This is a genomic window from Yoonia sp. I 8.24, from assembly GCF_022096995.1.
In the GTDB taxonomy this organism is placed as follows: Bacteria; Pseudomonadota; Alphaproteobacteria; order Rhodobacterales; family Rhodobacteraceae; genus Yoonia.
In genome coordinates, this window is record NZ_JACXGQ010000011.1 from 29,240 (window position 1) to 52,375 (window position 23,136).

26 protein-coding genes are annotated in these 23,136 nt (G+C 55.5%); 17 read left to right on the top strand and 9 right to left on the bottom strand.

Features of this window, described 5'->3' with window-relative positions; genetic code table 11:
* A complete protein-coding gene (locus Yoon_RS16790) occupies positions 1-444 on the top strand; it encodes a YtoQ family protein (RefSeq protein ID WP_238113817.1) in 444 nt (147 codons plus the stop codon).
* Here the strand turns inward: Yoon_RS16790 and Yoon_RS16795 are convergent, their stop codons facing one another.
* Positions 445-1,143 (bottom strand): glutathione S-transferase family protein, encoded by a 699-nt coding sequence (locus tag Yoon_RS16795; RefSeq protein WP_238113818.1) that lies wholly within the window; start codon positions 1,141-1,143, stop codon positions 445-447.
* Between the two features lie 131 nt (positions 1,144-1,274).
* On the opposite strand from Yoon_RS16795, the gene mscL reads away from it, so the two are divergent.
* On the top strand, positions 1,275-1,703 hold the full coding sequence (mscL, locus tag Yoon_RS16800; RefSeq protein WP_238113819.1) for a large conductance mechanosensitive channel protein MscL: 429 nt from the start codon (positions 1,275-1,277) through the stop codon (positions 1,701-1,703).
* 56 nt (positions 1,704-1,759) lie between these two features.
* Here the strand turns inward: mscL and ald are convergent, their stop codons facing one another.
* A complete protein-coding gene (gene ald / locus Yoon_RS16805) occupies positions 1,760-2,878 on the bottom strand; it encodes an alanine dehydrogenase (RefSeq protein WP_238113820.1) in 1,119 nt (372 codons plus the stop codon).
* A gap of 134 nt (positions 2,879-3,012) precedes the next feature.
* Here ald and Yoon_RS16810 point away from each other — a divergent pair, with 134 nt between their 5' ends.
* A complete protein-coding gene (locus Yoon_RS16810) occupies positions 3,013-3,471 on the top strand; it encodes an Lrp/AsnC family transcriptional regulator (protein WP_113776932.1) in 459 nt (152 codons plus the stop codon).
* 20 nt (positions 3,472-3,491) lie between these two features.
* Here the strand turns inward: Yoon_RS16810 and Yoon_RS16815 are convergent, their stop codons facing one another.
* Complete coding sequence (locus tag Yoon_RS16815) at positions 3,492-4,511, bottom strand: YHYH protein (protein ID WP_238113821.1); 1,020 nt, start codon at positions 4,509-4,511, stop codon at positions 3,492-3,494.
* A gap of 239 nt (positions 4,512-4,750) precedes the next feature.
* Here Yoon_RS16815 and Yoon_RS16820 point away from each other — a divergent pair, with 239 nt between their 5' ends.
* Entirely contained in the window at positions 4,751-5,773 is a 1,023-nt protein-coding gene (locus Yoon_RS16820; protein ID WP_238113822.1) for an aspartate-semialdehyde dehydrogenase, read from the top strand.
* Between the two features lie 33 nt (positions 5,774-5,806).
* Here Yoon_RS16820 and Yoon_RS16825 read toward each other — a convergent pair whose 3' ends face one another.
* A complete protein-coding gene (locus Yoon_RS16825) occupies positions 5,807-6,694 on the bottom strand; it encodes a DMT family transporter (protein WP_238113823.1) in 888 nt (295 codons plus the stop codon).
* Between the two features lie 157 nt (positions 6,695-6,851).
* Here Yoon_RS16825 and Yoon_RS16830 point away from each other — a divergent pair, with 157 nt between their 5' ends.
* Positions 6,852-8,510 (top strand): DUF4139 domain-containing protein, encoded by a 1,659-nt coding sequence (locus Yoon_RS16830; RefSeq protein ID WP_238113824.1) that lies wholly within the window; start codon positions 6,852-6,854, stop codon positions 8,508-8,510.
* A 63-nt stretch (positions 8,511-8,573) separates the two neighbouring features.
* Here the strand turns inward: Yoon_RS16830 and Yoon_RS16835 are convergent, their stop codons facing one another.
* Positions 8,574-10,223: an electron transfer flavoprotein-ubiquinone oxidoreductase gene (locus Yoon_RS16835; RefSeq protein WP_238113825.1), complete on the bottom strand. Its 1,650-nt coding sequence runs from the start codon at positions 10,221-10,223 to the stop codon at positions 8,574-8,576.
* A 204-nt stretch (positions 10,224-10,427) separates the two neighbouring features.
* On the opposite strand from Yoon_RS16835, the gene greA reads away from it, so the two are divergent.
* Genes greA through Yoon_RS16875 form a run of 8 tightly spaced genes read left to right on the top strand, consistent with a single transcriptional unit; the run spans position 10,428 to position 16,565 of the window.
* Complete coding sequence (gene greA, locus Yoon_RS16840) at positions 10,428-10,898, top strand: transcription elongation factor GreA (RefSeq protein WP_238113827.1); 471 nt, start codon at positions 10,428-10,430, stop codon at positions 10,896-10,898.
* Between the two features lie 14 nt (positions 10,899-10,912).
* A complete protein-coding gene (locus Yoon_RS16845; RefSeq protein ID WP_238113829.1) occupies positions 10,913-11,776 on the top strand; it encodes a hypothetical protein in 864 nt (287 codons plus the stop codon).
* Between the two features lie 6 nt (positions 11,777-11,782).
* Entirely contained in the window at positions 11,783-12,712 is a 930-nt protein-coding gene (locus Yoon_RS16850) for an AEC family transporter (RefSeq protein ID WP_238113831.1), read from the top strand.
* A gap of 38 nt (positions 12,713-12,750) precedes the next feature.
* Positions 12,751-13,581, top strand: a complete 831-nt coding sequence (fghA, locus tag Yoon_RS16855) for an S-formylglutathione hydrolase (protein ID WP_238113833.1) — start codon at positions 12,751-12,753, stop codon at positions 13,579-13,581.
* The gene (locus Yoon_RS16860; protein ID WP_113776924.1) at positions 13,578-14,021 is read left to right on the top strand and encodes a YaiI/YqxD family protein; all 444 of its coding nucleotides are present in this window, start codon (positions 13,578-13,580) and stop codon (positions 14,019-14,021) included. The genes fghA and Yoon_RS16860 overlap by 4 nt, the downstream gene beginning before the upstream one ends.
* Before the next feature lie 59 nt (positions 14,022-14,080).
* Positions 14,081-14,704 (top strand): HAD family phosphatase, encoded by a 624-nt coding sequence (locus tag Yoon_RS16865; RefSeq protein WP_238113836.1) that lies wholly within the window; start codon positions 14,081-14,083, stop codon positions 14,702-14,704.
* Positions 14,701-15,630: an ornithine cyclodeaminase family protein gene (locus Yoon_RS16870; RefSeq protein ID WP_238113838.1), complete on the top strand. Its 930-nt coding sequence runs from the start codon at positions 14,701-14,703 to the stop codon at positions 15,628-15,630. The genes Yoon_RS16865 and Yoon_RS16870 overlap by 4 nt, the downstream gene beginning before the upstream one ends.
* 14 nt (positions 15,631-15,644) lie before the next feature.
* Entirely contained in the window at positions 15,645-16,565 is a 921-nt protein-coding gene (locus Yoon_RS16875; protein WP_238113840.1) for an alpha/beta fold hydrolase, read from the top strand.
* Here the strand turns inward: Yoon_RS16875 and Yoon_RS16880 are convergent.
* Positions 16,562-17,800 carry an MFS transporter gene (locus Yoon_RS16880; protein WP_238113841.1) on the bottom strand — a complete coding sequence of 413 codons (1,239 nt, stop codon included), beginning with the start codon at positions 17,798-17,800 and terminating at the stop codon, positions 16,562-16,564. The genes Yoon_RS16875 and Yoon_RS16880 overlap by 4 nt on opposite strands.
* 92 nt (positions 17,801-17,892) lie before the next feature.
* Here Yoon_RS16880 and zapE point away from each other — a divergent pair, with 92 nt between their 5' ends.
* A complete protein-coding gene (gene zapE / locus Yoon_RS16885; protein ID WP_238113843.1) occupies positions 17,893-18,948 on the top strand; it encodes a cell division protein ZapE in 1,056 nt (351 codons plus the stop codon).
* Here zapE and Yoon_RS16890 read toward each other — a convergent pair.
* Positions 18,945-19,592: a carbonic anhydrase gene (locus tag Yoon_RS16890; RefSeq protein WP_238113845.1), complete on the bottom strand. Its 648-nt coding sequence runs from the start codon at positions 19,590-19,592 to the stop codon at positions 18,945-18,947. The two genes, zapE and Yoon_RS16890, sit on opposite strands and share 4 nt — an antisense overlap.
* Before the next feature lie 111 nt (positions 19,593-19,703).
* Between Yoon_RS16890 and Yoon_RS16895 the strand changes: the two genes are divergently transcribed.
* From Yoon_RS16895 to Yoon_RS16905, 3 genes are all read left to right on the top strand, one after another.
* The gene (locus Yoon_RS16895; RefSeq protein WP_238113847.1) at positions 19,704-20,120 is read left to right on the top strand and encodes a hypothetical protein; all 417 of its coding nucleotides are present in this window, start codon (positions 19,704-19,706) and stop codon (positions 20,118-20,120) included.
* 70 nt (positions 20,121-20,190) lie between these two features.
* Positions 20,191-21,570, top strand: a complete 1,380-nt coding sequence (locus tag Yoon_RS16900; protein WP_238113848.1) for a M17 family metallopeptidase — start codon at positions 20,191-20,193, stop codon at positions 21,568-21,570.
* Positions 21,567-22,382: a C40 family peptidase gene (locus Yoon_RS16905; RefSeq protein ID WP_238113850.1), complete on the top strand. Its 816-nt coding sequence runs from the start codon at positions 21,567-21,569 to the stop codon at positions 22,380-22,382. The genes Yoon_RS16900 and Yoon_RS16905 overlap by 4 nt, the downstream gene beginning before the upstream one ends.
* Here Yoon_RS16905 and Yoon_RS16910 read toward each other — a convergent pair.
* Both Yoon_RS16910 and hemP read right to left on the bottom strand, forming a co-directional pair.
* Positions 22,379-22,858, bottom strand: coding sequence for a hypothetical protein (locus Yoon_RS16910; protein ID WP_238113853.1), 480 nt, complete (start codon positions 22,856-22,858; stop codon positions 22,379-22,381). The genes Yoon_RS16905 and Yoon_RS16910 overlap by 4 nt on opposite strands.
* A complete protein-coding gene (gene hemP / locus Yoon_RS16915) occupies positions 22,855-23,022 on the bottom strand; it encodes a hemin uptake protein HemP (protein ID WP_113776916.1) in 168 nt (55 codons plus the stop codon). Before hemP ends, Yoon_RS16910 begins: the two co-directional genes overlap by 4 nt.
* Between the last annotated feature and the right edge of the window lie 114 nt (positions 23,023-23,136).

Sequence of the window (23,136 nt, forward strand, 5' to 3'; positions counted from 1 at the left end):
ATGCTGAATGTCTATCTATCGGGTGAAATTCATACGGATTGGCGCGATCAGATCACCGCAGCGGCGGCGGATTTGGCCGTGACATTTTCAGCCCCGGTGACGGATCACGCGGCCTCAGATGATTGCGGCGTTGCGATTATGGGTGCCGAGGATGACAAGTTTTGGCACGACAACAAAGGCGCGAAGCTAAACGCGATCCGCACCCGCCATGCGATTGAAAACGCGGATGTTGTCGTCGTGCGATTTGGCGAGAAATACAAACAATGGAACGCAGCGTTTGACGCGGGCTATGCGGCGGCTTTGGGCAAGTCGCTGATCGTGATGCACGGTGCAGATCATCAGCATGCGCTCAAAGAAGTCGACGCGGCGGCCCTTGCGGTGGTGCAAGAGCCAGCACAGGTCGTTGAGATTTTGCGCTATGTCATCAGCGGGCAGTTGCCCTAGCTACCCGTTTGGGTTTGGGATGAATTTGGCCTTTTGAACGGCTGGGCGGGCAAAAAACCGCTCAACGTAGGCAGGTACGTTTTTCAGATCGTGATAGCCGACTACGTCTTTGGTGCCATAAAACTCAAGCGCGTTGATCCAGGGCGCAATCGCCATATCGGCAATGGAAAAACCGCCTGCGATCCAATCTTTTCCTTCAAGCTGGCCGTCTAAAACAGCCAAAAGGCGGATTGCTTCGTTCAGATACCGTTCGCGCGGGCGGGGGTCTTCGATATCGGCACCTGCAAATTTGTAGAAAAACCCCATCTGCCCCAGCATCGGGCCAAGCCCGCCCATTTGGAACATGAGCCATTGCGTGATTTTGGCTTTATCACTTGCGGTCTTTCCTAGAAATTTACCAGATTTTTCAGCGAGATAGAGAAGTATCGCGCCGCTTTCGAATAGTCCGATAGGGCCATCTGGCCCGTTGGGGTCAATGATGGCGGGGATCTTGTTGTTGGGGTTTAACGATAGGAATGCGGGGCTTTTGACGTCTGCATCGCTGAGCGTCACAAGATGTGGCTCGTAAGGCAAACCCATTTCCTCGAGCGCAATGGAAATCTTTACCCCGTTTGGTGTGGGGTATGAATAAAGTTGGATAACCGATGGGTCATTGGTAGGCCAACGTGCAGTAATCGGGAAAGCTGTCGTATCAATCATATTGGTGGTCCTATTGGCAGGGGCTGACCCGGTTTACTTATGTCCGGCGCACGAGATTAAAACCTATAGAAACCTTCCCAAAAATAGAGGATGATGTGCGCCAGTGCGCAACAGAAAAAATGAGATAAAATATGATCAATGAATTCAAAAGCTTTATCGCCAAGGGCAACGTCATGGATATGGCTGTCGGTATCATCATCGGTGCCGCCTTTACGGCGATTGTGACATCGCTTGTGGGCGACTTGATTAACCCGATTATTGGCCTTGTGACCGGTGGTGTCGATTTTACAAATAAATACGCGGTTCTCGCGGGTGACGTGCCTGCAGGTGCGTCGCTTGAAGCGGCACGCGAAGCTGGTGCATCGATCTTTGCCTACGGGTCGTTCATCATGGCGATCATCAATTTTTTGATCATCGCGTTTGTGGTGTTCATGTTGGTAAAGACAGTGAACCGGGCCAAAGACGCTGCAGCCAAAGAAGAAGAGGCAGCGCCAGAAGAGCCAAAAGGTCCAACGCAAGAAGAGTTGCTTGCGGATATCTTAGCAGCTTTGAAGAAGTAAACCTCGCGTTATAGCGATAGGTAGAAAGGCCCGCAGATGTAGCGGGCCTTTTTTATTTATGACTTAAGCGCGGCACTTGGCGATAACACGTCAATTTCAAGCGCTGTTCCAACGGCGGCATAGGTGAGTTTGCCTGCATGCACATTCAGCCCGTTCAGCAGATGCGCGTCATCCTCGCAGGCTTGACGCCAGCCTTTGTCCGCCAATGCGATCATAAAGGGCATAGTCGCATTCCCAAGCGCGATTGTGGATGTGCGCGCGACCGCACCCGGCATGTTGGCCACGCAGTAATGCATGATCCCATCGACCTCGTAGACTGGGTCTTGGTGAGTCGTGGCACGTGACGTTTCAAAACACCCGCCTTGGTCAATGGCCACATCGACCAACGCCGCCCCAGGGTTGAGCTCGCTCAGTTGTGCGCGTGAAATCAGTTTGGGTGCTGCGGCGCCGGGGATCAATACCGCGCCGATGATCATGTCAGCTTCGCGTGCCAGTTCGATGGTGTTGCCTGCGCTCGCATAGCTGGTCTTGAATTGCCCGCCAAATACGTCGTCAAGATACCGCAGACGTGGCAATGAACGATCCAGAACCGTCACATCGGCGCCCATGCCCGCAGCAACTTTGGCCGCTTGGGTGCCAACGACGCCGCCGCCGATTACGGCGACACGGGCCGGGCTAACGCCGGGCACGCCACCCATCAAAACACCACGTCCGCCGTTAGCCTTTTGCAACGTCCATGCGCCCACTTGTGGGGCAAGACGGCCAGCGACTTCTGACATTGGCGCAAGCAGTGGCAGGCCGCCACGATCATCAGTGACCGTTTCATAGGCAATACATGTCGCACCTGATTCCATCAGATCACGGGTTTGATCCATATCGGCAGCAAGGTGCAGATAAGTGAATAGAACTTGCCCTTCTCGCAGCATTTTGCGCTCAACGGCTTGGGGTTCTTTGACCTTAACGATCATATCTGCGGCCGTGAAAATCTCGGCGGCAGTGTCTGCGATAGCAGCGCCAGCAGCGATATAGTCGGCGTCGCTAAAGCCTGCGCCGATCCCAGCACCTGTTTCGATGGTCACGGCATGGCCGTGATTGACAGCCTCTTGTGCCGCGTTTGGGGTCATACCAACGCGGAATTCTTGGGGTTTGATCTCTTTTGGGCAACCGATGTGCATTGTTTTCTCCTCCTGTGTTGGGAAACCTTCGGCCTGATCAGGCGCAATTTCTTTGGGAATAGCATTGGTTGTTTGCGCTAACTGTGGCAAGATCGTGCGTAAATATTTCAAATTTCAAAAGGATTGTGCGTCATATGGAACTGGACAGTATTGATCGCCGAATCTTACAGGTGCTGCAAAAAACCGGACGCATGTCCAATGCGGAACTATCCGAGGTTGCGAACCTGTCGCCATCGGCTTGCCACCGTCGGGTGCAAAGGTTGGAAAAAGACGGCTATATCCGCGATTATGTTGCGCTGCTGGACCCGCGCAAAGTTGGCCTACCGACAACCGTGTTTGTTGAAATCACGCTCAGCGCCCAAGCGGATGAGGTGCTAGACGCGTTTGAACGTGCCGTAGCGTTGGTGCCGGATGTGCTGGAATGCCACTTGATGGCGGGTACAGCTGACTACTTGCTCAAGGTCGTGGCGGACGACACTGATGATTTCGCGCGCATCCATCGCCGCTATTTGGCGCGTCTGCCGGGTGTGGCGCAGATGCAATCTTCGTTTTCGCTGCGGACAGTGCGCCACACGACGGCTTTGCCTGTGTAACGCAGCAATCTGCACGCGTCTTATTGATCTGCACCGGGAGGCGGGCCGCCCGGTCTGCCGCCACGTGGTGACGTATCACAGCTGCCGTCTTCGTTGAGTTGGGTGCAGGCGGTTTGCCCGGTCAGGCAGGGTAGGATTTGGTTCGTAGCTGTATCTGATACGTGGTAGTGATAGCCCAACCCCGCTACGCTATGTCCACGGCAGGCGTCTAAATCAGCGGGTTCTGTGCCGTCTTGATCAAGCTGTTCGTACAGATCAAACCCATCCAGCGCGACACCCAATTGTGCCGCATGCCCATCGATCGCGGCTGCAACACGCGCGCCGCAGCCGTCCATGATCCCATGATAGTGATAGCCTTCGGAAGGGTTAATATGCCCCCCGCAATCATCGAACGGCCCAAGTGTATGCCCACCAAGGATCAATTCAAGCGGCGCTGGCCCTTCGACTTTGACCCCGTTGAACGCCAGACCGACGCCTTGGCGGATGTCGCTTTCACTGGTTTCACGCGGGACCGGGCTAAGCGGGATTTGATAGGTGTTGGTGACGGTTTCACCGATAAAGCCGAGGCTACAATCAACGCAGATATTGTTGGGCTGCCCGGTTGCGTTGGTCGGATCACCGGCCACGATACAGCCGATTTCATTGTTGCGCACAAAGACATCACCGGTTTCAGGGTCAAACATTTGCCAGATGTCATCTTGGTAAATTTCTGACAGGTTGGCTATGAATTCCCCATCGACATCTATGACTTTGCCGTCGACGAACCATTTGCCGCCGGCCTCGGCGGTGTCGGAAATGTTGAGCGGGCAATAGGGGCCTGTGATGTGGTCCGCAGGGGCCGCAACCACCGTAATATTCAGGCAATAACCTGCGGCGTTTTCGGACAATGTGCAGGGCGAAAGGCTTGGCTCTCCAACGATTGTGGCGGATTGATAGTGTGTCACAAGCGCATCATAGCGGTCTTGTTCTGCTTGGCTTTGGGCCAGCGCCGAGCTTGCAAAAACGGCGGTGGTAGCAAGTGAAAGGAGGGCGCGTTTCATGGGACGGTTCTTTTCGGTTGTGTTTCGCGGTCAGCATATCGGGCTGTACGTACAATTCCAAATCACGTTTTGAACGAAAGGGTCTTATGTAAGCCTATACATCTAAACCCCAAAATCCGCTTTCGACGTATCTTTTGATGATCCGGGCGCATTGATAGATGCTTGGCATTTTGTATGCCTCTTTTCCTTATTTCACGAAGGGTGTAACAGGCAGCAACCGCCAAAAAGGAATTGATGACATGGGCTATAAAATTGCCGTCGTAGGGGCCACTGGTAACGTGGGCCGTGAAATGCTGAACATCCTCGCCGAACGGGAATTTCCTGTGGACGAGATCGTCGCGCTTGCCAGCCGCAAATCGCAGGGTAGCGAAGTCAGCTTTGGCGAGAAGACCCTGAAGACAAAGGACCTTGATACCTTTGATTTCACCGGTTGGGACATGGCCCTATTCGCTGTCGGTTCTGACGCGACAAAAATCTACGCCCCCAAAGCCGCCGCTGCTGGCTGTGTGGTGATCGATAACTCTTCGCTTTACCGCTATGATCCCGATGTGCCGCTTATCGTTCCCGAAGTGAACGCAGATGCAATTCACGGCTACACAAAGAAAAACATCATTGCGAACCCGAACTGTTCGACCGCGCAAATGGTTGTGGCATTGAAACCACTGCACGACCGCGCGACAATCAAACGTGTCGTGGTCAGCACCTATCAATCTGTGTCCGGTGCGGGCAAAGGTGGGATCGACGAATTGTGGGATCAGACAAAATCGATCTACAATCCGACCGATGATAAACCTGCCAAGCAGTTCACCAAGCAGATCGCGTTCAACGTGATTCCGCATATCGACGTGTTCATGGAAGATGGATCGACCAAAGAAGAATGGAAAATGGTCGCCGAAACCAAAAAGATCATCGACACATCAATCAAAGTCACAGCGACTTGTGTGCGCGTTCCCGTCTTTGTTGGTCACTCTGAAGCGATCAACATCGAATTCGAAGATCATCTGGACGAAGATGAAGCCCGCGATATCCTGCGCGAAGCTCCGGGGATCATGGTGATCGATAAGCGCGAAGATGGCGGCTATGTCAGCCCAATTGAATGCGTTGGCGATTTTGCAACCTTCATCAGCCGTATCCGCCAAGATAGCACAATCGACAACGGCCTGAACCTGTGGTGCGTCTCTGACAACCTGCGCAAAGGTGCGGCGCTGAACGCGGTGCAAATCGCCGAAGTACTGGGCCGTGAGTGTTTGAAAAAAGGCTAGTCGGTTCGTTCCGAACTGCTGGAAAAGGGGCGCTTACGGCGTCCCTTTTTGCGTTCTTGTGCGCCAAACGATCACTAGCCCTGAGGCCACAATCAAGGCGCTGCCGATCAACATAGCGGGTGTCACAGTTTCGCCAAAAAACAAAACACCGCAGCCGATCCCAAACAACAGCCGTATATAGCGAAACGGCGTGACCGCTGACACGTCGCCTGTACGCATGGCCTTCATCAACCCGCCATATGCAACTGCCCCGACCAATGCGAGCCCGATCAAATAGGGGACATTTGCGGATGTGATCGCCGTAAACGGCTGGCCTTCATAGGCTGCATAAAGTGCGCCAGCAGCAAAGAGGGACATGAACCCGTAAAACCCCAATGCGGCGGTGCCCAGTGTTTTAGGGGCCGCGCGGCTGGCAAGGTCGCGCCCCGCGAAACCAAACATCCCAATCAGGGCAAGAATGGACGTCGCCGTAAAACTATCACCGCCGGGTTGGATGATGATGACAACACCCAACAGCCCAATAAAAATCGCAACCCAGCGACGTGGACCAACCGTTTCGCCGAACACCAACGCAGCCCCCGCGACAACAACAATCGGGGTCGCTTGCAAGATGACCGTGGTCACAGAAAGCGGGGTCAACGCAAGGGCCAGCGCAAAAAATAACCGCCCCAAAATCTCAAAGAGCACCCGAATGCGCATTGCTGGCGATACAACATCACGGCTGATTAACCGGGTTTTGGTAACCATCGCCATTGCCCAAAACGCTAGCGCGCCACCCGCGCCAAATAGCATCAAAAGTTGCCCCACAGCCATGCTCTGGGACGCCGCTTTGAACAAGACGTCTTCGATCGCAAAACAGGCCATCGCCCCGATCATCCAAAGGCTGCCGATCAGATTGGCGTGTCTATTTACTGTGTGCATATTGGCCCTCCACGCGCATGTGTGGGCGGCTTTACGGAGGCGGTCAATTGGTTGCAAACCACCACATGAATTTATTTTCCAAGCCACCCAAGGATTGCGTGGTGGCGCACGTCCTACCATCATACACTTATTCAAAGTCCCAATGAGGAGACCACATATGTTGCGTCCACTTTTGACAACCAGCTTGATCGCGCTTTGCGCGCCCGCCTTGGCGGATAGTTTCACGGGCGAAGCCCATGTTGATACCGTCACAATCTACCCCGGCCTTGCAACGGTCATGCGGCAAGTCACGCTTGATTTACCCGCAGGGCAACATGAAATCATTGTGCCCGGATTGCCCCAAGGACTAATGACCCAAGGGCTGCGTTTGGCTGCGCCGCAAGGCGTGCAAATTGGTGCTGTGAACCTTGCGCATGATCGTTTGCCCGTCACGCCGGACCAAACCTCGCCGGAAATTCAAGCCGCCAAAGATGAGGTCGCGCGGCTTGAAGATGTCTTGCGCGCGCGTGATACGGCGATCGCGGAAATCCGGTTACGGGTACAGGCGGCGGATGAACAAATTGCGTTCCTGCAAAGCCTATCACAAGCCAGCGCGGGCGATGCGCTGTCGGCCAATGGCATTGATGATATTCGCGCACTTTCCCAAATGGTCGGCGCTGAAACCTTGGCTGCGCGTCAGGCGGGGTTTGCCGCAGAACAAGAGGCCCGCACAGCAGAGCGCGCGCGCGAAGATGATGTGACCGCGTTGCGCGACGCGCAGCGCGCGCTTGCTGCACTTATGGCCCCTGAAAAAGACGGATCGGTTTTGACGTTTTCTGTTTTGATGGCCGAGGCGGGCGAAGTCGCGATTGATGTCAGTACCCAAGAAGGCTTTGCGAATTGGGCACCCGTTTACGATATGCGGCTGACGACAGGGGATACGCCTGCGCTTGATCTGGAGCGTTCGGTGGTGATCAGCCAAAGCAGCGGTCAAGATTGGATGGATGTGAAGCTGGTGCTCTCTACGGCGCGCCCGGGCGAACAAATCGCGCCAAGCGGCGTCTGGGCCCCGTTACGCCAGATTGTGTCGGAAGAAGAACTCGAAAATCAGCGGACTATGCGCGCAGTTTCGGATCAGTTGGTCGGGTCAGTCGCCATGATGGAAGCCCCGATGATGGCGGCTGAGATGGCCCCAACTGTGATCGCGACCGCAGATTTTAGTGGGGCGGCGGTGACTTATTCCTATCCGGGCCGCGTGAATATCCGTAATGGCGTCGAAGATTTGCGCTTGCCGCTTGATACGCTCACGCTGGACGCAGATGTCTGGGCCGAGGCCGCGCCAAGCCGTGATAGCATCGCCTACCGGGTCGCCGAAGTGACCAATACGACGGATGAATTGTTGCTGCCCGGCGCGGTATTGATGTTCGCGGATGGCACGATGATTGGCTTTAGTGAATTGCCGTTGATTGCGTCGGGTGCGGACACGCAAATGGGCTTTGGCCCATTAGACGGGATTATCTTGAACCGCATGACCCCAAATCGGTCAGAAGGCGACCGTGGCGTGTTCAGCAGTACAAATGAGCTGAAAGAAGAGGCGGTGATCATTGTCGAAAACCTGACGGGTCAAGACTGGGATGTCTTGCTGCGTGATGCGGTGCCTTATTCGGAACAGGATGACCTCGAAGTGACCGTTTTGGCCAGCCCATCCGCTGACCGCACGAACCCCGAAGGGCGGCGAGGCATTCTGGAATGGGATCTGAATGTGCCGGCGGGTGAGAGCGCAGAGATTGCGCTTGATTACGCGCTGACATGGCCGGGTGGATATGTTTTGCGGTAAGGTGGATTAAAATCCACCTTACGGATACCGCGAAAAAGGGGGCCATTGCGGCCCCTTTTTTACTTACATATTTGGGTAATTCGGCCCATCGCCGCCTTGCGGGACCGTCCACGTAATATTCTGGCTTGGGTCTTTGATATCGCAGGTTTTGCAGTGCACGCAGTTTTGGAAGTTGATCACAAACCGGCTGTCTTGGCCTTCTTCGTGCACAAATTCGTATACACCGGCTGGGCAATAGCGGGCTGATGGGCCGGCGTATTTGGCAAGGTTCACGTCAACCGGCACGGACGGGTCGGTGAGCTGTAAGTGCGCAGGCTGGCTTTCTTCGTGGTTGGTAAAGCTGAACGACACGTTGGTCAGACGATCAAACGACAGCTTCCCGTCTGGTTTTGGATAGTCGATGACCTTGTGCTTGCTGGCTTCTTCGGTCGCATCCGCGTCAGATTTGCCGTGCTTGAGCGTGCCAAGCAGCGAGAACCCGAATGTATTGGTCCACATATCCATACCGCCAACAGCCAAGGACGTCAGCAATCCGAATTTTGACCAAAGCGGTTTCACGTTGCGTACTTTTTTCAGGTCCGCACCGATGTCACCTTCGCGTACTGCGACCTCGTAATCTGCCAGCTCGTCACTTTGGCGACCGTCCTTAATCGCGGCAGCCGCAGCTTCGGCGGCGGCGATACCAGAGAGCATGGCGTTATGGTTGCCTTTGATACGTGGCACGTTGACCATACCCGCAGAACAACCCAGCAAAGCGCCGCCGGGGAAGGTCAATTTTGGCATCGACTGATAGCCGCCTTCGGTGATTGCACGCGCGCCGTAAGCCACCCGTTTGCCGCCCTTGAGCAGATCAGCCACCATCGGATGGTGTTTGAACCGCTGAAATTCCATGTAAGGGAACATATGTGGATTTTTATAGTTCAGGTGAACCACGAAACCGACGTAGACTTGATTGTTTTCAAGGTGGTAGATGAATGACCCGCCGCCTGCGTTGCCGCCCAACGGCCAGCCCATTGTGTGGGTCACGGTGCCTTGCTTGTGCTTGGCGGGGTCAATTTCCCAAATTTCTTTCATGCCAAGACCGTATTTTTGGACATCATGCCCATCGGTCAGATTGTATTTGGCGATGACTTGCTTGGATAGCGACCCGCGCACACCTTCGGACAAGAATACATATTTGCCGTGTAGCTCCATGCCGGGCTCATAGCCGGGGCCTTCAGAACCATCGGCGCTTTTGCCAAATTCGCCCGCAACGACGCCTTTGACCTCGCCATTTTCGCCAAAGACCAGTTCGGAACAGGCCATGCCTGGGAAAATTTCAACGCCAAGCTCTTCGGCTTGTTCGGCCATCCAGCGACAGACGTTACCCATCGAAACGATGTAATTGCCGTGGTTGTTCATCAGCGGTGGCATCGCCATGTTGGGGATGCGGATATGCCCGGCTTCGCCCATCATGTAAAAGTTGTCTTTTTCGACGGGCACGTTCAATGGCGCGCCTTTTTCTTTCCAATCGGGAATCAACGCGTCCAAGCCAGATGGGTCAAGCACCGCGCCTGAGAGAATATGCGCGCCAACTTCGGACCCTTTTTCCAGCACAACGACTTCTAGATCGGCATCCAGTTGTTTCAAGCGGATTGCTGCTGACAGCCCGGCAGGTCCTGCGCCAACGATTACTACGTCATATTCCATCGTTTCGCGTGTCGTCTCGGCCATCTGGGTATCCTTCGTCTATTGGGGCGGTGCCCCCTTTAAATTGCTTGTCCTAAGCGTTACCTGATGCAGGATTGTGGGGCAATCAATACACGACGTCAAAGCGTTTGACCGCGACACGGTAGCGCGCCAAGACCCTTGACTTTGCTAACCCCATTTAGGCTATGAACGTTCGATTGACACAATTTACCCCGGAGCAAAGGCATTATGGACAAGATCCCACTTACACGCGCAGGTTTTGACAAGCTGGATGCCGAATTGAAGCATCTAAAGACGGTCGAACGCCCGGCCATCATTCGCGCCATTGCCGAAGCGCGCGAACATGGTGATCTGTCCGAGAACGCCGAATATCATTCCGCAAAGGAAAAGCAGTCCTTTATCGAAGGGCGCGTCAAAGAATTGGAAGGCGTGATTTCTTTGGCCGATGTCATTGACGTGGCCAAGCTGACTGGTACGATTAAATTTGGGGCGACGGTCGAACTAGTCGATGAAGAAACCGACGAAGAAAAAACCTATCAGATTGTTGGCGAATACGAAGCCGATATCGAAAACGGCAAACTGAACATGCAGTCGCCCCTGTCACGTGCCTTGATCGGCAAAGAGGAAGGCGACAGCGTCGAAGTACGTACCCCCGGCGGTGTGCGTAGCTACGAAATCCTGTCGATCACGTTCAAATAGAGGGCAATCGTCGCATGGCGCGCCCTCAAAACCCCGATCCAGACCCAGTTTCACGCGTTGCCGTGGGGTGCGCGGTTGGGTGGCTAGCCGTGCTCGCGGTTCTTTTCTTACTGGCCCCGCCGCAAATTGTGACCGATGCCGGGTTTGATAGCTTGCGGTTTGTGGCCTTGGTTGTTGTCACATGTTTGCCTGTTGCAGTGGCCTTATTGGCTGCTGCGGGCCTTCGCGCGCACCGTAAGCTGCGTGATGACGCGTTTCGCATGCAGTCCGCACTTGATGCGCTGCGCCAAACCCGTGCGAGCCAGCCTGCGCCTCAGCGGCCCGTTGATACAAAACCGGCACAGAAACCTGAGCCCGCGCCTGAACCCAAACCAACCGCCGTATCTGTGGCCGCAGCGCCTACCAGTAGCTTGGACCCAATCGATCTGATCCGCGCCTTGAACTTTCCCAATACCGAAGACGATGCCGAAGGTTTCGCAGCCCTCCGTGCCGCGTTGCGTGATCCCCAAGCCCGGCAATTGGTGCAAGCCAGCCAAGATGTGCTGACGCTTTTGTCGCAAGACGGCATCTATATGGATGATCTTGAGGTCGCGCCAGCCAGCGCAGAGTTATGGCGCAAATTTGCGGCGGGCACGCGCGGGGCCGCGATTGCGGGCTTGGGCGGTGTGGCCGACCCCGAAGCACTTGCCGCCGTGATGCACCGCAAGAAAGACGACACGATCTTTCGCGATTCGATGCTGCACTTTTTGCGCTACTTCGACAAAATGCTCGCGCAATTTGCGCCTGAAATCAGCGATGACGCCTTACTTATCCTTGCCGAAACACGCAGCGCGCGTGCGTTTATGCTGTTGGGACGTGCGGTGGGCACGTTTGACTAACCGCAGATGATAGATATTTTTCTGCAAACTTTGCCGTTTTTTATGTTGATTGCCTTGGGCTATGGGGCGGCATGGACTGGGTTCTTCCCGGCAGAAGCCAACGCCTATCTGTCGAAATTTGTATTCTACTTCGCCTTGTCTGCGATGCTGTTCCGGTTTTCCGCGAACTTGGCGCTGGATGACGTGTTGGACTGGCCTTTCGTGCTTGCCTATTTTAGCGCGACGATGGTGGTCTATCTGATTGCGACATTTGCCGCGTTACGTCGGGGCGTTCCGATGACCGAAGCCGCGGTTGAGGCCCAATGCGCGGTTGTCGGTAATGTCGGTTTTCTTGGCATCCCGATGCTGGTCTTGCTCTTGGGAGAAGCCGCAATTGGCCCAGTGATGATGGTGCTGGTCGTCGACTTGATCGTCTTTGGTAGCTTGATTGTCATCTTGATTACTGGCGCGCGGGATGGGCGGGTTTCGCCGCGTGTCTTGGGGGCCGTGGGGCTGGGGTTGTTAAAGAATCCAATGATTGTGTCAATTTCGTTAGGGGTTCTTGCATCGGCCAATCACCTTTCGGTCCCTGTGCCGGTCAACGACTTCCTGACCTTACTTGGCGCTGCGGCGACACCCGGGGCCCTGTTTGTGATTGGTGCTTCGCTTGCCTCCAAATCGGCAGAGCGTCTTGCAGTCGCGGGTTGGTTGAGCTTTTGCAAGCTGATCCTACATCCGCTGGCCGTCGCCATTGCGGCATTCTACATCTTCGGGATCGCGCCATATGCGGCAGGCGTCATGATCGCGGCGGCGTCTTTGCCGGTCGCGGGGAATGTCTATATTCTCGCCCAGCACTACGGCGTCGCCCCGGCCCGCGTGTCGGCAACAATCTTGATTTCTACGGTTGCCAGCGTGGTTACTGTTTCGCTGGTGATTGCGTGGGTGACAAGCATTTGATCCTGCGCTAGCCGTTGTGCAAATGACAGGAGGCTTCGATGAAAACAATTTCTGAAAATCGCTGCTATGGCGGGACCCAAGGGGTCTATTCACACGCATCGACAAGCTGCAATTGCGATATGACCTTTGCGGTGTTTCTTCCCGAAGAAGCGGCCCATGGCCCCGTGCCTGTCTTGTGGTTTTTGTCAGGCCTGACCTGCACCCATGAAAACGCGATGACCAAGGCTGGTGCGCAGGCTTGGGCGGCCGAACAAGGGATTGCGCTAATCTTTCCGGACACATCACCGCGCGGCACGGATGTTCCTGATGATGAAGCCTATGATCTGGGGCTGGGCGCTGGGTTCTATATTGACGCAACCGAAGCCCCTTGGGACCAACATTTCAAAATGTGGACTTATGTTGCCGAGGAATTGCCCGCGCTGGTGGCTGAGAACTTTGCGCTAGATATGGATCGCCAATCCATTTGCGGCCATTCGATGGGCGGGCATGGTGCATTGACCATGGCGATGGCATTGCCGGGGCGGTTTCGGTCGGTGTCGGCTTTCGCGCCCATTTGCAACCCGTTGGCTAGCGAATGGGGCCGCAAGCAGTTCACGGCCTATTGGGGTGCGGATGAGGCCAAGTGGGGCCCGCATGACGCCAGCGTTTTGATGCAGGGCGATGGCTTTGACGGTCCGGTTCTGATCGATACGGGCACCGACGATCAGTTCACGCATTTGCTGGGCACGCCAGCGCTCGCGCAAGCGATGGCTGCAAACTCGCAACAAGGCACGATTCGCCTGCAAAAGGGCTATGATCATTCCTATTTCTTTATCGCAACCTTCATGGAAGACCACGTCGCATTCCATGCAGAGGCGCTTTACGCATGATCTATGTTGATGCAGATGCCTGCCCGGTCAAGGCCGAAGTCGAAAGGGTGGGCACCCGTCATAAACTGAAGATGTTTGTGGTCTCAAACGGGGGGATCAGACCATCGGCGAATCCGTTTGTTGAGACTGTCGTCGTACCGGATGGGCCTGATATCGCGGATATGTGGATCGCGGATCGCGCGACCAAAGGCGATGTGGTGATCACAGGGGATATTCCGTTGGCCGCGCGTTGCATCGAAAACGGGGCGCTTGTGCTCAAACACAATGGCGAACCGTTGACGACGGCGAATATTGGCAATGTGCTTGCAACGCGTGATCTGATGGCAGACATGCGCGCCGCTGACCCGTTTCGCCAAGGTGGTGGGAAACCCTTTGGAAAAGCCGACCGTGCCCGTTTTTTAGACGCGCTTGAACGGATGGTGCGCCAAGCCGCGCGATAGCATTTACACCAACCCCCCGGCTGCTAGACTATCCGCAACAAGATATTTTGGGGGTCGGTATGGCAAAAATTCAGGCCGTCATTTTTGACATCGGAAACGTGCTGATTGAATGGCAGCCAGAGCGGTTTTATGACCGTGTCATCGGCGCTGAACGCCGCAAGGCGATGTTTGCAGAGATTGATTTGCACGGGATCAATGATCTGGTCGACCGTGGCCATAATTTCCGCGACACGATTTATGCCGCAGCAGAGGCCAACCCCGATTGGGCCGCCGAAGTGCGTATGTGGCACGATAATTGGTCGGATATGGCGACACCCGCGATTGATCATTCTGTGCGTCTGCTACGGGCGTTGCGTGCGGCGGGGGTGCCGGTTTTTGCCCTGTCTAACTTTGGTATTCAGCCATTTGACATCGCGGAGCCGGTCTATCCATTTCTCAAAGAATTCGACCGCCGCTATATTTCGGGCCATATGCAAGAGGTGAAGCCGGGCCACCGGATTTATGAAATGGTCGAACAGGATTGCGGTATCGCGCCTGAGGCTTTGCTGTTCGTTGATGACCGTGCCGAAAATATCGACACGGCAGCTGCACGGGGATGGCAAACCCATTTGTTTTCAGGCGCGCAGGGCTGGGCGGACCGTCTGGTTGCTGAAACACTTTTGACCGCGAAGGCCGCACAATGACCGCGATGATACCATTCGCCGAAGGCGAGGCGCAGCTAGACTGGATCGCGCTTACCGACGCGTTGGTCGCTGGGCATGATTTGCCCAAAGCGGATGTCGCGGATGTGTTTCTTTATGAGGGTGACAATACGCTGTTGAACAGGTCGGCTTGGATTGCGGGCATGGGGCTGGCGGTGAAATGCGCGACAATCTTTCCGGGCAACCGCACGGTGGGTAAACCGATGGTTGGCGGCGCTGTGAACCTGTTTTCGGGGGATGACGGATCGTTAGAAGCCATCGTCGATTTCCATCTTGTGACCAAGTGGAAAACTGCGGGCGATAGCTTGTTGGCGGCACGGCGTTTGGCGCGACCTGATAGTAAAAAAATCTTGATTGTGGGTGCGGGCACGGTCGGGCATAGCTTGTTTGCTGCTTACTCGGCTGCCTTTCCGGACGCCGCGTTCACCGTGTGGAACAGATCGCCTGCGGGGGCCGATTTGTTTCAAGAGGCACATCCAGAGGTCAAAGTTGCGCAAAATATCGCCGAGGCGGTGAACGCCGCAGATATCGTGACTTCGGCCACGATGTCGAACGACCCTCTGATCAAGGGCGAGTGGCTGCGACCGGGGCAACATATTGATCTTATTGGCGCATATCGACCCGACATGCGCGAGGCCGATGATCTTGCACTTCAAAGGTCGCGTATCTTTGTGGATAGTTTTGACACCACCATGGGGCATATCGGAGAGCTCAAGATTCCGCTGGAAACAGGGGCAATCACGCAAAAGGATGTTGTGGCCGACTATTATGCGCTAAGTCAGTTTAAACGCGTCGATGACGCTGAGATTACGCTGTTCAAAAACGGTGGTGGGGCGCATCTTGATCTTATGACAAGCCGCTACATACTGGCTGCATGGCAGACGCGGGGCGCGGTACCTGCTAAATAACGGGACGAAAGATCATGTGGTATTACTGGGTTCTTGGGGCATTTGTGGTTTTGGCTGCCTTGCCGTTGCTGTTGGAACGCATGTGTAAACCTGTGAGCGAATGGGATCGCGGGCAGACGACCGGTGATCTCGCGCCGTTGTCACAAGGTTTAACGCATTACCGCTGGGTAGGGCCGGCGCGCGGTCCGGTTGCGGTGGTTGTGCACGGGTTATCGACCTCATCTGCTTCGATTGACGGGCTTGCAGACGGCTTAGGCGAAATGGGTTACCGGGTCTTGGTGTACGATCTTTACGGGCGCGGGTTGTCGGACACAGTATCTGGCCGCCAGGATCGCGCGTTTTTCTTGCGACAGCTTTCCGAATTATTATCTTATCATCGACTCTCGGAGGATATAACGCTTGTCGGCTATTCGATGGGGGGCGCTATTGCGACGGCGTTTTCGGCCGATAACCCGCACTTCATCAAGCAGCTCATTCTTGTCGCTACGGCTGGTGTCGTGACCGAAGAAAGCAAATTTTCTGAGTTTTGTCGTAAGACACCAGTGTTGGGCGATTGGGTGTATGGAATGTTCGCACGTCGCCGTGCCGCAAAGGCGATCCCAAAGGTCGGACCAAGTTCAATGGCGGGCAAGGTCTATGCCGCACAGCGCCTTGAATTGCGGCGTCGTGGATATTTACCCGCAGTTCTTTCAAGCCGTCGCGGTATGTTGTCTGAGGGGCAAGAAAAGGATCACCGTCGCCTTGGGCGTATTGATGTGCCGACAATTGCGATCTGGGCAGAACATGACCAAGTAATCCCAATTCAGGCGCTGGGCGTTTTGGCACAATGGCACCGCGCCGTCCGCCAGGAGGTTGTCGCGGGCGCTGATCACGCGATGCCGTATACACATTGCCCGCAGCTTTTGCAGGCGATTGTGAAAGCTATGAAAATCTAAGCCGGGGCTGGCGCGGGGCGATTTTCTTTGATCGGCAAATGCACGATCGCGCTGAACGCGCCAATTGCGACCCCGACCCACCAGACATGCGTATATGTGCCGTAGATATCGTACAGCTTACCGCCGAGCCATACGCCTAAAAACGATCCAAGCTGATGGGAAAAGAACACAATCCCATAGAGCGTACCCATATAGCGAATCCCATAAAGATGCGCGACGAGCCCGGATGTGAGCGGCACAGTGGCGAGCCACAGGCTCCCCATTCCGACAGAAAACAGTACCACCGATAGCGGTGTAATTGGCAGCAGAATAAACAAGGCGGCGATAACAGTCCGCCCCGTATAAATCCCCGCGAGCAAGTACTTCTTAGAATATCGATTGCCAGCCCATCCGGCCAATAAGGTGCCCCCGATATTGGCCAGCCCAATCAATGAAATCGCGACCGCGCCCAGCCGACTGGTTGTCGTAATTCCAAGTCCGGCAAGCAGCCCACCTTGGTCCAATGGCCCACACATTTCGGTCACAAGCGCTGGGAAATGCGCCGTCACAAATGCGAGCTGATAGCCGCATGAAAAGAACCCCAAAAAGATCAGGGTATAGGATGGGTCCTTAAACGCGCGGATCAGGATCGTGCCCATGCTTTCTTCAAGTTCAGCTTTGGATGCGCGCGCAGGGCTGCGCATCATTGGTAGGACCAAAAGGGTCGCCATGATCATCCCCGCAAAGGCCACAAACGTGGATTGCCAGGTCATGAAGCCTAGCAGATATGCGGCCAGTGGCGCACCAAAGACTTGGCCTGCAGACCCGGCCGCCGTCGCAATGGCCAGCGCCATCGATCTGTTTTCAGCCGATGCCGCCCGTCCTACAACGGCAAGGATCACCCCAAATCCGGTGCCTGCAATCCCAAATCCGACAAGGATTTCGTAAAATTGATGTGCCTCTGGCGTGGTCGCGCCCGCCGATAGCAGTAGCCCGGCCGCATAGAACAAGGCCCCCATAATGATCGCTTTGCGGTCGCCGATCTTTTCGGCGATGGCCCCAAATATCGGTTGCCCAATCCCCCAAGCCAAGTTTTGGATTGCAATCGCAAGGCTGAAATCGGACCGCGCCCAGCCGAACTCATCGGCGATTGGAATTTGGAAAACGCCAAACGATGCGCGGATCGCGAATCCGGTCATGATGATCAGGCAGCCTGCAATCAGGACAGGGGTGATAAGAGGGGCTTTATGTTCCATCTGCGCAGTTCGCGCGCATGGTCATGTTTTGTCAATTATTCAATTGTATCGACACGCTTTTCATCGCGGCAGTCGCAGGGTATCTGACCAATATGACAGTTCAAGATGTATATCATGCCGCCGTTGATGCGGGGACCTTAACGGCTGACGATGCGCAGCTAAATGTTCTGCCGGAATTAGAGCGCGTACGCTTGGCGCTTGCGACCCCGCCAGCTAAGCGCGGGCTATTCCGCAAAGCCCCGCCGCCCGTGCCGGGCCTGTATATGTGGGGCGGTGTGGGCCGCGGGAAATCCATGTTGATGGATTTACTGTATGATCAGGTTGATGCCCCTAAACGGCGCAGCCATTTCCACGCCTTCATGCAATGGGTGCATGCAGAGATGACAGAAGCCCGCAAGCGCGGCGTGGATGATGCAATTGCGCCCGTTGCCGCGAAACTGGCGGACGAAGTCCGGTTTTTGGCCTTCGACGAAATGCAAATCACCGACATCACCGACGCGATGATTGTTGGTCGTCTGTTCGAAGCGCTTTTTGCAGCGGGCGTTGTGGTTGTGACCACATCCAACCGCCCACCAGATGACCTTTATAAGAACGGTTTGAACCGCCAGCTGTTCACACCATTCATCGCGTTGATCAAAGACCGGATGGTGGTGCATGAATTGGTCAGCGACACAGATTATCGGCAGGACCGGCTCGCTGGAAAGCAAAGCTATTTTACTCCCAACGATGCCACTGCGCAGGCCGCGATTGCCGAAATCTGGGATCATCTGAGCAATGGTAAATCAGAACCATTAGTGCTGCATGTCAAAGGCCGCGAGGTCGACTTGCCGGGCTATCATAACGGGGTCGCACGCGCCAAATTCTATGATCTATGCGGGCGTTTTTTGGGGGCGGCGGATTACCTTGCGCTGGCAGAGGCCGTGCGTGTGCTGATCCTCGAAGATATACCAAGCCTGTCGCGCAGTAATTTCAACGAGGCGAAACGCTTTGTCACCCTGATTGATGCGCTTTACGAGGCAAAGGTGCAGTTGATTTGTTCGGCCGCCGCCGCGCCCGAACTGCTCTACCTCGAAGGTGAAGGGACGTTCGAATTTGAACGCACCGCCAGCCGTTTGCGCGAAATGCAATCGGCTGACTGGGGGGCTTAGATCGTCACGAACCCGTCTACGTCTGGATCATAAGATTCGAGCGTGCCTTCGCCGATGTCGTTCCAAAGACCGTGCAGTGACAGCGTACCTTCTTCGACGGCTTTTTGTACAAATGGGAACGTCATGAGGTTGTTCAGCGAGACCGTGACGGAAATCTTTTCCAGCGCACTTTTGCGGGATTCGTCATCACCTTCGGGCAACGCGTCAAAGCCGGGGCGCAGAATTTCCATCCAACGGCCGACAAAGCTGGTCTTTTCTTCGAGCTCAGGCGCGTTGCCCGAACACATGTCATAGCAGCCCGCAACACCGCCGCAGCTAGAATGACCCAAAACCACCAAATGCGAAACCTTCAAAGCGTTGACCGCGTATTCTACCGCTGCGGACGTCCCGTGGTTTTCACCGTCTGGGTTATAGGGCGGCACCAGATTCGCGATGTTCCGGTGGATGAAAAATTCGCCTTGGTCCGCGCCAAAAATAGACGTGACATGCACCCGGCTGTCGCAACAAGAAATGATCATCGCGCGTGGGCGCTGACCTTCGTCTGCAAGGCGGCGATACCAGCTTTTGTTTTCAGCATGGGTCGTGGCTTTCCAACCTTGGTAGCGGGTGACCATATAAGAAGGCAGAGGGCGGGCGTATTTCATCGTGGGCTCCGTCGTGATTTTAGCCAAACTAAATCGAATTGAGCGGAAATTCGAGCGTTTTTTCTGCTGTGTGTAAACACTCCGAAAACTTTCGGCGCGCATGATACGCCTATGAAAAACAAACATCAAACGCTGGTACCAACTGTAGATGCTGATATTGACGTGATCACGCTTCGCTGTCCTGACCGGCTGCAATTCGATGCGATCCCGCTGCAACGTCTTTTTGCCGCCAAAAGCGAAAGTGAAGCAGAAGCAATCGTGTGTCGCGTGCTCGAAGATCTCGCGCTGCGTTTGGATGTGCTGCAAAAAGGGTTGGCATCACAAAACCTTGCGATGATGCTGAAGCCTTGCCGTAAGATTCGCCTGATCGCGGAGCAAATTGGTCTGACAGAAATCGCAATCACGGCGGATCATGTGCAAATCTGTCTGCGACAGGCCGATCTCACCGCGCTTGCGGCGACAATGGCGCGGCTGGAACGAGGCTTTGATGCGGCCGTCAGCGAAGTGTGGAATTTTCGCCAAACCTAAGCGGTGCCACTTGCGGTGCCGTCGTGGCGGGGTAATCTGGTGTTTCAATTGACCCTATTGGATGCACCCTATGCTGTTGACCTTCGCCCCCGAAACCGCCCACGCAATTCCAATAACGGTGGTCGACAAGCCCGGGTTCGATGATGCATTGGCGGCGCTTAACGATGCGGGCCGCGCGTGGGCGATAGCGCAAGGGTTTAATGCCGGATTGGGACAGATCCTGGCCCTGCCAGCGACGGATGGCAGCATTGCGCAGGTCTTGGTGGGTTATGGCACCGCCGAACGCCGCGCGCGCGGCCGGTTTCATATGGGTGCAGCAGCAGCCAAACTACCTGCTGGCGTCTATAAGGTCACCGATGGTCTGGACGGCCCCGCACTGGAAGAGGCGGCGCTTGGATGGCTTTTGTCACAGTATATGTTTGACCGCTACGCGACCGCCAGCGCGACGACCGCGCAGTTGATTGCCCCTGCTGGGGTCGATGCCGAAAAAATTGAAATCATCGCCAATGGTGAGGCGCTTACCCGTGATCTGATCAACACACCTGCGTCCGATATGGGCCCGCAAGAGCTCGAGGATGCCGCGCGTGCATTGGCGGGCGAGTATGGCGCAAAGATCGCCGTCTCTACTGGCGATGATTTGCACGCGGACGGGTTCCCAATGATCCACACGGTTGGCCGCGCATCATCGCGCGCGCCGCGCCTGCTGGACATGCGTTGGGGGGATGTCGGCCCGCAGCTGACGCTTGTGGGCAAAGGTGTTTGCTTTGACACTGGCGGGCTGAATATCAAACCTGGCGGCTCGATGGGGCTGATGAAAAAAGATATGGGCGGCGCTGCCACTGTCTTGGGCCTTGCGCATATGATTATGGGGTTGGGCCTGCCGATCCGTTTGCGGGTGCTCATCCCTGCGGTGGAAAACAGCATTGATGGTGACGCATTCCGCCCGCAAGATATCCTGACATCCCGTAAAGGGCTGACCGTCGAGGTCAATAATACTGATGCCGAAGGGCGGTTGGTACTGGCGGATGCCCTGACCTATGCCGACGAAGATCAACCTGCGCTGGTGATTTCGATGGCGACATTGACGGGCGCTGCGCGGGTGGCCGTCGGCCCGGATATTTCACCGTTCTATACCGATAGCGATAGCTATGCCGCGGCCCTTGCGGATGCGGCGGTGAATGTTGCTGATCCGGTATGGCGCATGCCATTTCATGCCCCGTACGAGGCAATGATCGAGCCGGGGATTGCGGATCTTGATAACGCGCCCAAAGGCGGTATGGCCGGCAGCATCACAGCCGCATTGTTTTTGCGACGCTTCACCACAAGCCCCTACATCCATTTTGATATCTACGGGTGGCAACCTTCTGCCGCTCCCGCGCGGCCAAAAGGCGGCGTCGGGATGGGCGCGCGTGCAGTGCTTGCCGCGTTACCCGCGCTGCTAAACTTATGACCGATCGCAGACTTTTGGCTGCGAACGGCCGGGTCGCGGCGGTGGAGTTGGCGGGCACGGTCAAGGCGGATAACTATGTCGTCGGTGTGCCGAAGATGGTGCGTCGCCCGGTGACGGACTTGCGCCGGGCACCCGATGGGTCACGGGATCGGCAGGTTCTGCTTGGCGCGATTGTCACTGTATTAGAAGACCGCGAAGGATGGTCGTTTGTTCAACTTGCCAATAGGTATGTTGGATATGTGCTATCGGCGCATCTCGCACGTCATCAAAACACCACACATTTTGTTAGTACGACAGCGACCCATGCATATACAGCGGATGATTTTCGATCAGAGCCGCTGATGTCATTACCCTTTGGGGCACGTGTAACCGTTGTGGATGAACGGCGCGAATTTTATGAGACAACCGTTGGGTTCGTATCAAAGAAACATCTGCGCAATGTGGAGCGTCCTTTTCAGGATCCGATCAATGTGGCGCAGCTTCATTTTGGCGTGCCCTATCTTTGGGGTGGCGATTCAACACGCGGCATCGATTGTTCAGGGTTGATTTTTGCCAGTTTGACAGCTTGCGGCATCGCTTGCCCCGGCGATAGCGATCTGCAGTGCGATGTGATCGGGACGGATGTGCAGGGTGACCTGATGCGTGGCGATATCGTGTTTTGGCAAGGTCATGTGGGCATGATGGTTGATGCGGATATTATGCTGCATGCTAGCGCGACGCCCATGGCCACCGTCTATGAACCGCTGACAAAGGTGATTGCCCGCGTGGAGTTCCAAGGCCACGGCCAGCCATTGGCGCGACGACGGGTTTAGTGGACCGTTGCGGTGATTGGTTCGCAGTGATGAAGCGGCGGTCTGTGTCGCTTCATCATGCGTATTAAAGCACATCCCAAATCGGCTGCGATTGGGGTGATGATCGGGGCGACATCTGTCCGTACCAGAAGCGTTGCGATCAACATTGCGTCTTGCCGATCGCCCTCGGTCGCTGTGGTCACAAAATGTGCAAAACAGGCTTCATCCGCGCCAAGACACCGACAATTCACGGCATGGCGCATCAGTGGGCGCCGACGGTGGCGCGCACAACAGTCGAACAGGCTTTCGAGTATTTCCAATGTTGACCGCGCTTGTGTCTCGCCCAAACCAGAGGCAAGATCCTTCCAGACGGCGGTTTGCCCTTCGGGGCCATCACACCACATCCGGAAATATAGAACGACATAGCGCGCAAGCGGCGATTGGTCGGCCAATTGGCCGACAGCCGCGCCGCCGGGATTGCGAAATGCTGCGGTCATTTTGTAAGAATCAGTTTTCCGGCGCGCGTGATGCGAAGCGTATACGTCTGATCACGCAGGACGATATTGGCGAGATCGCCATCTTGGGTCAGCACTTCGGCATCATATGTAGGCAATTTCGGTGCGGTGCTCGGCTGTGGGCGCGGGACGCTGTGGAATGACATTTTTTAGTTCCTTGCGGTGACAGAGGCATGAAAGCACGTGCGCACTTTCATCCTTGGAAATTAGCGGATTGGCTGGCTGTCACGCGAACAGGTGGCTTGATACCCGCGTAAGTT